The following is a 10,802-nucleotide window of genomic DNA, read 5'->3' on the forward strand; positions in this document are numbered from 1 at the left end:
TCGGGGCATGAAATTGGCGTCACGAACGACGTGCCGTCGCCCGGTTCTTCCGCCCGGCGCAGGGGCGTGCGAAAGGGCTGCCGCCCCTCCCATTTTGCTTTCCCTGAGAGGCGGTAATTCCTATATACTCGCTATGGCAGATACCCCCCAGACGAACGAATATGGCGCCTCCTCGATCAAGGTGCTGAAGGGCCTCGACGCGGTGCGCAAGCGGCCGGGCATGTATATCGGCGATACCGACGACGGCTCGGGCCTCCACCACATGGTGTTCGAGGTGTCGGACAACGCGATCGACGAAGCGCTGGCGGGGCATTGCGACCGCATCGACATCCAGCTGAACGCCGACGGCTCGGTCAGCGTGACCGACAATGGCCGCGGCATCCCAACCGGCATCCACCCCGAAGAGGGCGTGTCGGCGGCCGAGGTTATCATGACCCAGCTGCACGCGGGCGGTAAGTTTGAGAACACCTCGGACGACAACGCCTACAAGGTCTCCGGCGGTCTGCACGGCGTCGGCGTGTCGGTGGTCAACGCGCTGTCCGAGTTTCTGGACCTGACCATCTGGCGCGACGGTGAGGAGCATTACATGCGCTTCGCCCACGGTGATGCGGTCGCGCCGCTGAAGGTCGTCGGCAAGGCGGAGCCGGGGCAGAAGGGCACCCGCGTGACCTTCCTGCCGAGCCCTGCCACCTTCAAGATCACCGAGTTCGACTTCGTCAAGCTGGAGCATCGCTATCGCGAGCTGGCGTTCCTGAACTCGGGCGTGCGCCTGTTCCTGACCGATGCGCGGCATGAAGAGCCCAAGACGGTGGAGCTCTATTATGAGGGCGGGATCGCCGCCTTCGTGAAGTGGCTCGACCGTTCCAAGTCGCCGCTCTTCCCCGAACCCATCGCCATCCATGGCCAGCGCGATGCGATCGGCATGGATGTCGCGCTGGAATGGAATGACAGCTATTATGAGAACGTCCTGGCGTTCACCAACAACATCCCGCAGCGCGACGGCGGCACCCATATCGCCGCCTTCCGCGCCGCGCTGACCCGCACGCTCAACAATTATGCCGACAAGTCGGGCCTCCTGAAGAAGGAGAAGGTCACGCTGACCGGCGACGACATGCGCGAAGGGCTGACCGCGATCGTCTCGGTCAAGCTGCCCGATCCGAAGTTTTCGAGCCAGACCAAGGACAAGCTGGTCTCCTCCGAAGTGCGCCAGCCGCTGGAATCGCTGATCGCCGACAAGCTGGCCGACTGGCTGGAGGAAAATCCGCAGAACGCGCGTGCGATCATCGCCAAGGTCATCGACGCGGCGGCGGCGCGTGAGGCGGCCAAGCGCGCACGTGAACTGACCCGGCGCAAGGGGGTGATGGACATCGCCTCGCTGCCCGGCAAGCTGGCCGATTGCCAGGAGCGCGATCCCGCCAAGTCCGAACTCTTCCTGGTCGAGGGTGACTCGGCCGGTGGTTCGGCCAAGCAGGGGCGCAACCGCCATTTCCAGGCGATCCTGCCCCTGCGCGGCAAGATCCTGAACACCGAGCGCGCGCGGTTCGACCGCATGATCTCGTCCAAGGAAATCGGCACGCTGATCCAGGCGATGGGCACCGGCATCGGCCGCGACGATTTCAACGCGGACAAGCTGCGTTACCACAAGATCGTCATCATGACCGACGCAGACGTCGACGGCGCGCATATCCGCACGCTGCTGTTGACCTTCTTCTATCGCCAGATGCCCGAACTGATCGAGCGCGGGCATCTCTATATCGCCCAGCCGCCGCTCTATAAGGCGACCAAGGGGCGGTCGGAGGTGTACCTCAAGGACGACACCGCCCTTGACGAATATCTGGTCGAGGCGGGCGTCTCGACCATGGTGCTGGAAGGTGCGGGCGGTGCGCGCTCGGGCAACGATCTGAAGGCGCTGGTCGATCATGCGCGGCGGATGCGGACGCTGATGCGGTACGTACCGCGCCGCTATGACGCGTCGATCATCGAGGTGCTGGCGCTGGCCGGGGCGCTCGATCCCGTGCTGACCCGCGAGCAGCGCATGGCGACGGTGGTCGAGACCACGCGGCGGCTGGAATCGGGCGATCACGAGGCACGCTGGTCGGCGCGGCTCACGGAAGATGGCGGCGTCCATTTCGAGCGTCTGTGGCGCGGCGTGACCGATCACCATATCGTCGAGGCCAGCTTCATCGCCTCGGCCGAGGCGCGCAAGCTGCACACGCTGGCCGCCGAACAGGCGGAGAGCTTCGCCCATGCCGCCAAGCTGGTGCCGCTGCGCAACGCCGCGACCGAGCCGTCGGCGGACGTCGTGCCGACCGATGAGGACGGCAACGCCACGACGCTGGCGCGCGGCGAGACCCGCGTCGCGCGGCCAAGCCAGCTGCTGGAGGCGATCCTGACCTCGGGCCGCAAGGGGCTGGCGATCCAGCGCTACAAGGGTCTGGGCGAGATGAATGCCGAGCAGCTGTGGGAAACCACGCTCGACCCGGCCGTCCGCTCGATGCTGCGCGTGACGTCGGACGATGTCGCGGCGGCGGACGAGGTGTTCAGCCGGTTGATGGGCGAAGTGGTCGAACCGCGCCGCGAGTTCATCCAGGACAATGCGCTGAACGTGGCGAATCTGGACGTGTAACACTCCTCGCTCCGTTCAGCCTGAGCGAAGTCGAAGGCCAAGGGATTCCCTTAGACCTCGACTTCGCTCGGTCCGAGCGGAGGTGGGGGGGACTGAGTATCGGTACTTAGGAGAGCAGGCATGAAGGCGATCGCACTGGGACTGATGCTGGCGGCGGGCTCCGTCGCGGTGGCGCAGCAAAAGCCTGCAACTCCGGCCAAGGTTCCGGCCTCTATCGCCGCTGCGCTGGCCGACCCCGCGCGTGCCGACCAGGCGGGGGACGACGAACGGCGCCAAGCCGCCGCCGTCCTCGCCTTTTCCGGCGTGAAGCCTGGCGACACGGTCATCGATTACCTGCCGGGCAAGGGTTATTGGACGCGCATCTTCTCGGGCATCGTCGGGCCCAAGGGCCATGTCTATGCCTATTGGCCCGCCGCCGGACAGAAATATGCCGAGAAGTCGCTGGGCATGATTCAGGGCTGGAACCTGCCCAATGCGACCGCGCAGGTACAGGCGGTCAATCTGCCCGCCTCCGACAAGCCGGTCGACCTGTTCTGGACCGTCCAGAATTACCATGACGTCGCCAACAAGGATGCCGCCGAACCGGCGCTGCGCGCCTTCGACCAGGCGGTGTTCAAGCTGCTGAAGTCGGGCGGCACCTATGTCATCATCGACCACGCCGACACGGTGGGCCGAGGACTGGCCAACACCAACACGACGCACCGGATCGATCCCGAAGCGGTGAAGCGGCAGGTCCAGTCGGTCGGCTTCCGCTTCGTCGGCGAGAGCAAGGTGCTGCGCAATCCGGCGGACGATCATTCGAAGAATGTGTTCGATCCCGCCATTCGCGGGCGGACGGACCAGTTCGTGTACAAGTTCCGCAAGCCCTGAGGTCGAAGACTTAAGCCCCTCCCGCAGGCGGGAGGGGTTTGGGGAGGCCGGGTGCCTCGTAGAGACGGTTGCTTGCGGCGTTCCCTCCCCCATCCCCTCCCGTAAACGGGAGGGGCGTGATGCGCAGACACGGCAGGGCTTGGCCTTCGACTTCGCTCAGGCTGAACGGAGCGAGGGAGCAGGTCTTTTATAACAGCCGTTCAGCCTGAGCGAAGTCGAAGGCCACGGACCGCCAACAGCCGCAAAGCCTAAGCGGGCACCCGCAACACCGCCCGGACCCCGCGATGCGCCGGGTCATATTCCACCGCCGTCTGCAGGCTCTGCGACATCACCCGGATCAGCTTCGCGCCCAGTCCCGTGCCTTGCGGCTTCTGGTCCGCCGCCATGCCGCATCCGTCGTCCTCGACGGTCAGCACACAATGCCCATCGGCTTCGCGCACGAAAATCCGCACTTCGCCGCCGCCATCGGGATAGGCATATTTGCAGGCATTGGTGACGAGTTCGGTGATGATCACCCCGATCGACACCGCGCGGTCGGTCTTCACCCGGATCGGTTCGGCTGTCAGGGTCAGCGTGCGGGGCAGGGCATCGCTCGACCAGCTTTCGCCCAGTTCCTCGATCAGCGCGCCCAGATAGTCGCGCAGGTCGACCTGTTCCACGTCATTGGCGGTATAGAGCCGCCGGTGCACCTGCGCGATCGCGCGGATGCGGCGCTGGGTGTCCTCCAGCATCTCGCGGGCGCGCTCGTCGGCCAGCACGCCCTTCTGCAACCCGATCATCGCCGAGACGAGTTGCAGCGAGTTGGCGACGCGGTGGTTCACCTCGCTGAGCATCGCCTCCAGCCGGGCATTGGTGACGCGCAGCTCGGCTTCGGCGGCGGCCTTGGCGCGCTCCAGCCGGGCGCGATCGAGCACCTGGGCAAAGCTGGCGGAGAGCAGGTCGAAGAAATCCTCGCCGACCGTCTTCACCACATAATCCGCCGCGCCGGCCTTCAGCGCGGCGACGGCGATGCGCCCCTCATCCGATCCGGTGACATAGACGACGGGCGGAGGGTCGGACAGCGCGGTGATCGCGGCCAGCGTCTCCAGACCGTCCATGCCGGGCATATAATGATCGACCGCGACCAGATCGAAGCCGCCCCCTGCGGCCATGGCGACACCCTCCGCCCCCGAAGCGGCGGACGCCACGTCATAGCCATGCCGCCCCAGCGCGCGCGACACCAGCCGCCGCAGCGCGTCGTCATCGTCGATATAGAGGATGCGGGGGGCCGCGCCGGTCGTCATGACGGGGCGGTCAGCCCTCCACCTCGGGCACCTGGATCACCGACAGGAACAGGCCCAGCTGGCGGATCGCCTGGGCAAAATTCTCATAGTTCACCGGCTTGGTGATATAGACGTTGCAGCCCAGATCGTAGCAGCGCTGGATCTCGACCTTATCGTCGGTGGTGGTCAGCACGACGACGGGCGCGCGGCGCAGCGGGCTGTTCTCGTCCTTGATCCGCGCCAGGATGTCGGTGCCGCTCATGTCGGGCAGGTTCAGGTCGAGCAGGACCATCGCCGGGCCGCTCTTGGCCGGGCCATCGGGCGCGTGGAACAGATATTCCAGTGCGGTGGTGCCGTCGGTGAAGTGCCGGATGTCGTTCAGGATACCGGCGCGCCGGATATTCTTCTCGATCAGGCGGGCATGGCCCTCGTCATCCTCGATCATGACGATGCCCACGGAGCGATGGTCGTTCATTCAGGCACTTTCCTGGGGGGGAGGGGCGATGGACAGGGTGGAGGGTATCGACACGAAGAAGGTCGCGCCTTCACCCAGTTGGGATTCGACGGAAATCGTACCGCCCAGGCGATAGGCGAGCGCGCGGACATGGGCCAGCCCGATGCCTTCGCCGGGCTGGTCCTGCTGGCCCGAACGGCGGAAGAGGTCGAAGATGCGCTGATGGTCGCGCGGGTCGATGCCCCGGCCATTGTCGCGCACCGCCACGATCACCCGGCCCGGCGTCTCCTGCGCGGAGACATGCACCTCGGCGGGGCGCGACGGGTGGCGGTATTTGGTCGCATTCTCGATCAGGTTGGACAGGATCTGTTCCAGCGCGATGCGGTCGCTGACCACCACCGGCATCGGTCGCTCGATCGTCACGGTGACGCCGCGATCGTCGATGACGTGGCGGATCGAATCGGTGATCTGCTCGACCAGCTGATCGAGCGCGATCATCTCGGGCGCGAGCACCCGGCGCCCTTCGCGGCTGAGCTTGAGGATGGCGTTGATCAGCCGGTCCATCTTGGCGGTCGAGGTGCGGATGAAGCCGATCGCCTCGGGCAGGTCCTCGCGCGCGGCCAGCCGCGCTTCCTCGGTCACGATCTGCGGCGCTTCGGCCTCGGCGCGATCGATCAATTCCGCCAAGGGCTGGGTCGCGGCCGACAGCTCGGCGGTGAAACCCATGACGTTGACCAGCGGCGAGCGCAGATCGTGGCTGACGATATAGGCGAAGCGCTGAATCTCTTCGTTCGCCAGCGCCAGGTCGGCAGTCCGCTCCTTGACCTGATCCTCCAGCGTGGCGTTGAGCACGGCGAGCGCGCTGCGCGAACGGTGGAGATCGCGGGTGTAGCGGCGGATGGTCAGGAAGGTGACGACCGCGACCGCCAGGAACAGCAAGGCGGCGATGGCCATGACGGTGGAGAAGGTCTGGCGGCTGGCAAGCTGTTCGGCGTCGCGAAGGGCGAGCAGGCGGCGTTCCTCGCGCGCCATGGCGTCGAACACACGGCGCAGCTTCTGCATCCGCTGCAAACCGCTATCCGCGCGGAACTGGCGCAGCGCATCGGCACCCCGGCCTTGCTGGACCAGCGCATTGGTCTGGCGCTGTGCGGCGTCGAGTTCGGCCAGGCGCTGCGTGACCATCGCCATCGGCGCATTCTGGCGCGGATTGTCGGCGGTCAGGCGGCGGAGTTCGGCGACCTGTGGGGCAAGCTCGGCATGGGCGCGCTCGAAACTGTTCAGAAAGGCCGGGGTGCCTGCCAGCATGTACCCGCGCCGGGCGGTCTCCTGCTGCTCGGCCAGACGGCGTACCTCAATCAGGACGCTTTCGACGCGATAGGTGTGGATGACCCAGTCGCTGTGCCGGTTCGTCTGGCGCACGACATACCCCGCCGCACCCGCCGCGACGAGCAGCGCCAGAAAGCCGATCGCCATGGCGGCGACCAGGATGCGGCCGATGGGATTCTCGGCCGGTGCGAGCGTGGGAGACCCCTGCATGGCGCCATGCCTTATCGAAGGAAAAGCAGCGACGCCAGAGCCGTTACGTCGGCATTACGATCACAATTACAGCAACAATTCCTGAGGGCTGGGTCGCCCGACATGGCCGCCGCCGCGCCGCCGCGCCATCTCGGTCTCGGCGGTGAAGCGGACATCGGGGTCGCGGTCGGACAGGAAGCCGATCAGCGAGTCCTCGTCGATCTCGCGCCAGTCCTTGCCGCGATCGGGGCCGTAGCGGACGCGCGGCAACAGGCCCGGACTGCGCGACCATTCCAGCAGCTGCGCCAGGCTCGCCTCGTTCAGCTGATCGCGCAGGTGATGCGCGGTGACATAGGCGTCGGGAAAGGCGCGGTGGATGGGCAGGCCGCGCTCGTGCACCAGCCCCTGCGGCTTGCGCCAATAGCGCAGTACCTGGTTGGAGAAGCTGGGGCTGTCGGGCCACAGGCGCAGCGCGCATTTCCAGGTGCAGATCCAGTCGGCCGACTGGGTCATGGCCGGGGTGCAATATTGCTGCTCGAAATCAGCGCGATGCGCCGCAAGCGCGAGGCGGCGCGGCCAGGGATCGAGCACGCGGCGCGCGACGTCATGCCACCAGGGGGCATCGGCGACCTGTTCGTCCAGAATATGGTGGATGGCCTGGGTGATCGGCGGGATCGGGCGGCCTGGATTGACCAGGATACTACCGCCTTCGCCCTCCAGCTCCCAGCGGCCATCCTTGCCCAGCGCCACGTCCTGCCAGCCGATCTCGCACACGCCGTGGGTCGGAGGAGCCTGTCCGGTGGTCTCCAGGTCGATGACGCGGATGATCTGGGGCTGGGGACGCTGCATCGGCCCTATGTGGGCGTTCGAGCCCCGAAAAGCGAGGGCTTATCCGATCAGCGCACGGTCGCGCAGGCCCCGCCAGACATGCAGCGCCTGTACGGTTTCCGCCACGTCGTGCACGCGGATCAGCTGCACGCCCGCCTCCGCCCCCTTGATCGCCAGCGCCAGCGATCCGCCGAGCCGCGCATCGACCGGGGCCTCGTTCGACAGCGCGCCGATCATCCGCTTACGGCTGGCCCCCAGCATGATCGGGCAGCCCAGCCCGTGGAAAATGGCCAAGCCGTTGATGAGCGCCAGATTGTCGGCCAGCGACTTGCCGAAGCCGATGCCGGGATCGACCATGATCCGCGACCGGGGAACCCCGGCCGCCGCCACCGCCGCGACCCGCGCCTCTAGCCAGTCGAACACGTCGGTCAGCACGTCGCCATAGCCGACGCGGCCATGCCCGCCCTTGTCGGGGTCGGGGGAGTGCATCAGGATGACCGGGCAGCCCGCCTTGGCCACCACCTCCAGCGCGCGGTCGTCCCACAGCAGGGCGGCGACATCGTTGACGATCCCGGCGCCTGCCGCCAGCGCCGCTTCCATCACGGCGGCCTTGCGCGTGTCGATCGAGACCAGCGCGCCGCCCCTGGCCAGCCGTTCGACGACGGGGGCGGTGCGGGCGATCTCGTCGCCTTCCCAGACGGTCGCGGCACCGGGGCGGGTGGACTCGCCGCCCAGGTCGATGACCGCCGCGCCCATCGCCGCCATCGCCATGCCGCTATCCGCCGCTGCGGCGGGGTCGCCGATATGCTTGCCGCCATCGGAGAAGCTGTCGGGGGTGACGTTCAGGATCGCCGCGACCTGTGGCTGGTCGAAGCGAAGCGTGCGCTGGCCCATGACCCAGGGTGCGCGGGGCGCGATGAACGCCGCGTGCAGCGCCTGGGCGCGGGGGGAGCCACCCAGTTCTTCGGCGAACCGCGCGACCGGGACGATGCGGCGGCTTGCGCCGTCGCGGACTTCATAGGCGGCGAACCACTGCATCCCGCCCGCCAGGCGCAGGGCGCTGCCGTCTTCCAGCCCGATGGGGGTGTCGACGAATTGGACGGGGCGCAGGTGCATGGTCTGGTTCCTAAAATCCTTCCCGGCACGGGGAGGTGGCAGGGCGCCAGCCCTGACGGAGGGGGGCTTCCACAAAGGGCGTCCCGTGCGGCGATCCCCCTCCACCACCACTTCGCGGCGGTCCCCCTCCCCGTGCCGGGGAGGATCGGTTACGGCTGCGTGGCCAGCAGCCAGGTCTGGCGCATCGCGTCGATCGGTTTCAGCGCGCCTTCCAGCTCATAATGCCAGAAGGTCCAGCCATTGCAGGTCGGCCGGTTCTGCAACACCGAGCCCAGCCGGTGGATCGACCCCGCCTGCCCGCATTCGGACAGCAGCGAGCCGTCCGCGCGCACCGTCGCGCGCCATTTGCGCTTGGCATCCATCAGCGGCATGCCGGGCAGCAGATAGCCATTCTCGACCAGCGTCCCGAACGCCACCTTGGGCTGCGCCTTGGGGCTCTGCATCGTCGCCAGCGCGCTTTCGTCGAGGGGCAGGGCGGCCTCGATCCGCTCGATCGCGGCGGCGCAATAGGTCGGCTCGCGCTCGATCCCGATCCAGCGGCGCCCCAGACGCTTGGCGACCGCGCCGGTCGTGCCGGTGCCGAAGAACGGATCGGCGATCACGTCGCCCGGCCGGGTGCAGGCGAGCAGGATGCGGTACAGCAACGCCTCGGGCTTCTGGGTCGGATGGACCTTGTGCCCGTCCTTCTTCAGCCGTTCCTGACCGCCGCAGATCGGGAATTCCCAGTCCGATCGCATCTGGATCTCGTCGTTCAACGTCTTCATCGAGCGATAGTTGAAGGTGTATTTCGCCTTCTCGCCCTTCGACGCCCAGATCAGCGTTTCGTGCGCGTTGGTGAAGCGGGTGCCCTTGAAATTGGGCATGGGGTTCGACTTGCGCCAGATGATGTCGTTGAGGATCCAGAAGCCCAGATCCTGCACCGCGGTCCCGACGCGGAAGATGTTGTGATAGCTGCCGATGACCCAGAGCGAGCCATTGTCCTTCAGCACGCGGTAGCATTCCGCCAGCCAGGTGCGGGTGAAGGCGTCATAGGCGGCGAAGGTGTCGAACTTGTCCCAGGCGTCGGTGACGGCGTCGACATGGCTGCCATCGGGGCGGAACAGCTCGCCGCCGAGCTGGAGATTATAGGGCGGGTCGGCGAACACCATGTCGACCGACTTGTCGGGCAGCGAGCGGAGCGCCGCGATGCAATCGCCCATCAGGATTTGGTCGAGCGGCAGGTCGCTTTCGCGGTGCGCCGATACCGGCCGCGTCCCGACCGGCTTTCCCACCGTCTGGATCACCCCCATACTACCCGTTCCTTCTACCCTCGAACCCTCGCATCCACCCGGAACGAGTCGCACGTCAAGAGGCGATTCGCGTCCGCGACTCGCGCGATTCCGCCAGATTCGACGACGTGTTGCGATTTCGTGGCAGATGTTGGGGCTGTGGATAACTTGGCCCCCAAGAGAGTGGGGTGTGGCCGTCGCGACTCAATCAGTCGCTAAATCCTCCCCATCAAAGATCGCGAGGAACTACAGGTCGAGATAACATTGCGCCACGGGCGCGAAGCTGCGCCGGTGGAGCGGCGTTGGCCCATGTTCGCGCAAGGCGGCCAGATGCGTGGCCGAGCCATAGCCCTTGTTGCTGTGCCAGCCATAAGCGGGCCACTCCGCCGCCGCCGCGATCATCATCTCGTCGCGGACATGCTTGGCGACGATCGACGCGGCGCCGATCGCCAGCGACTTGGCATCGCCTCCGACGATTGGCGTGGCGGTATAATTCCATTTGGGCAGCCTGTTGCCGTCGACCAGCACATGGGCGGGATGGCATCCCAGCGCCTCGACCACCGCGTCGACCGCCAGCGTCATCGCCTTCATCGTCGCCCAATAGATGTTGAGCCGATCGATCTCCTCGGGATGGACGATCCCGACCCCGACGACCGCACAGGCACGGATCTCGGCACACAGGCGCGCGCGGGTCTTTTCGGTCAGCTTCTTGGAATCGTTGATGCCGGGGGGGCAGTCTTGTTCGGGAAGGATGACGGCGGCGGCAACCACCGGTCCCGCCAGCGGCCCGCGCCCCGCCTCGTCCACACCGCACAGGGGGGCGGGAAAACTGTGATCGACCATGCGGGCGCTCTATCGCGGGG

Annotated in this window: 9 protein-coding genes; 2 read left to right on the top strand and 7 right to left on the bottom strand. The window is 66.8% G+C overall.

What is annotated here, in order from left to right; translation table 11 throughout:
- Positions 1 to 133 precede the first annotated feature (133 nt).
- Positions 134 to 2,626, top strand: a complete 2,493-nt coding sequence (gene gyrB / locus NS355_RS03775) for a DNA topoisomerase (ATP-hydrolyzing) subunit B (protein ID WP_058744459.1) — start codon at positions 134 to 136, stop codon at positions 2,624 to 2,626.
- Positions 2,627 to 2,746: 120 nt separating this feature from the next.
- Positions 2,747 to 3,496 (top strand): class I SAM-dependent methyltransferase, encoded by a 750-nt coding sequence (locus tag NS355_RS03780; protein WP_058744460.1) that lies wholly within the window; start codon positions 2,747 to 2,749, stop codon positions 3,494 to 3,496.
- A gap of 248 nt (positions 3,497 to 3,744) precedes the next feature.
- Here NS355_RS03780 and NS355_RS03785 read toward each other — a convergent pair whose 3' ends face one another.
- The 7 genes from NS355_RS03785 to NS355_RS03815 form a co-directional block, all read right to left on the bottom strand.
- A complete protein-coding gene (locus NS355_RS03785) occupies positions 3,745 to 4,779 on the bottom strand; it encodes a sensor histidine kinase (RefSeq protein WP_058744461.1) in 1,035 nt (344 codons plus the stop codon).
- A gap of 10 nt (positions 4,780 to 4,789) precedes the next feature.
- Positions 4,790 to 5,233, bottom strand: coding sequence for a response regulator (locus tag NS355_RS03790; RefSeq protein ID WP_058717856.1), 444 nt, complete (start codon positions 5,231 to 5,233; stop codon positions 4,790 to 4,792).
- A complete protein-coding gene (locus NS355_RS03795; RefSeq protein ID WP_058744462.1) occupies positions 5,234 to 6,748 on the bottom strand; it encodes a sensor histidine kinase in 1,515 nt (504 codons plus the stop codon).
- A gap of 66 nt (positions 6,749 to 6,814) precedes the next feature.
- Positions 6,815 to 7,576 (bottom strand): exonuclease domain-containing protein, encoded by a 762-nt coding sequence (locus NS355_RS03800; RefSeq protein ID WP_042485340.1) that lies wholly within the window; start codon positions 7,574 to 7,576, stop codon positions 6,815 to 6,817.
- Positions 7,577 to 7,615: 39 nt separating this feature from the next.
- On the bottom strand, positions 7,616 to 8,671 hold the full coding sequence (folP, locus tag NS355_RS03805; RefSeq protein ID WP_058744463.1) for a dihydropteroate synthase: 1,056 nt from the start codon (positions 8,669 to 8,671) through the stop codon (positions 7,616 to 7,618).
- A gap of 149 nt (positions 8,672 to 8,820) precedes the next feature.
- Positions 8,821 to 9,960, bottom strand: coding sequence for a site-specific DNA-methyltransferase (locus NS355_RS03810; protein ID WP_058744464.1), 1,140 nt, complete (start codon positions 9,958 to 9,960; stop codon positions 8,821 to 8,823).
- 225 nt (positions 9,961 to 10,185) lie between these two features.
- Positions 10,186 to 10,782: a ribonuclease HII gene (locus tag NS355_RS03815; RefSeq protein WP_058744465.1), complete on the bottom strand. Its 597-nt coding sequence runs from the start codon at positions 10,780 to 10,782 to the stop codon at positions 10,186 to 10,188.
- Positions 10,783 to 10,802: the final 20 nt, after the last annotated feature.

The sequence above is a fragment of the Sphingomonas yabuuchiae genome, from assembly GCF_001477495.1.
Taxonomy (GTDB): domain Bacteria; phylum Pseudomonadota; class Alphaproteobacteria; order Sphingomonadales; family Sphingomonadaceae; genus Sphingomonas; species Sphingomonas yabuuchiae_A.

What these genes read in the sequence shown, in the direction of transcription:
- NS355_RS03785 (WP_058744461.1), bottom strand. Translation starts at nt 4,779, where the DNA reads ATGACGACCGGCGCGGCCCCCCGCATCCTCTATATCGACGATGACGAC.
- NS355_RS03810 (WP_058744464.1), bottom strand. Translation starts at nt 9,960, where the DNA reads ATGGGGGTGATCCAGACGGTGGGAAAGCCGGTCGGGACGCGGCCGGTA.
- NS355_RS03790 (WP_058717856.1), bottom strand. Translation starts at nt 5,233, where the DNA reads ATGAACGACCATCGCTCCGTGGGCATCGTCATGATCGAGGATGACGAG.
- NS355_RS03815 (WP_058744465.1), bottom strand. Translation starts at nt 10,782, where the DNA reads ATGGTCGATCACAGTTTTCCCGCCCCCCTGTGCGGTGTGGACGAGGCG.
- folP (WP_058744463.1), bottom strand. Translation starts at nt 8,671, where the DNA reads ATGCACCTGCGCCCCGTCCAATTCGTCGACACCCCCATCGGGCTGGAA.
- NS355_RS03800 (WP_042485340.1), bottom strand. Translation starts at nt 7,576, where the DNA reads ATGCAGCGTCCCCAGCCCCAGATCATCCGCGTCATCGACCTGGAGACC.
- NS355_RS03780 (WP_058744460.1), top strand. Translation starts at nt 2,747, where the DNA reads ATGAAGGCGATCGCACTGGGACTGATGCTGGCGGCGGGCTCCGTCGCG.
- NS355_RS03795 (WP_058744462.1), bottom strand. Translation starts at nt 6,748, where the DNA reads ATGCAGGGGTCTCCCACGCTCGCACCGGCCGAGAATCCCATCGGCCGC.
- gyrB (WP_058744459.1), top strand. Translation starts at nt 134, where the DNA reads ATGGCAGATACCCCCCAGACGAACGAATATGGCGCCTCCTCGATCAAG.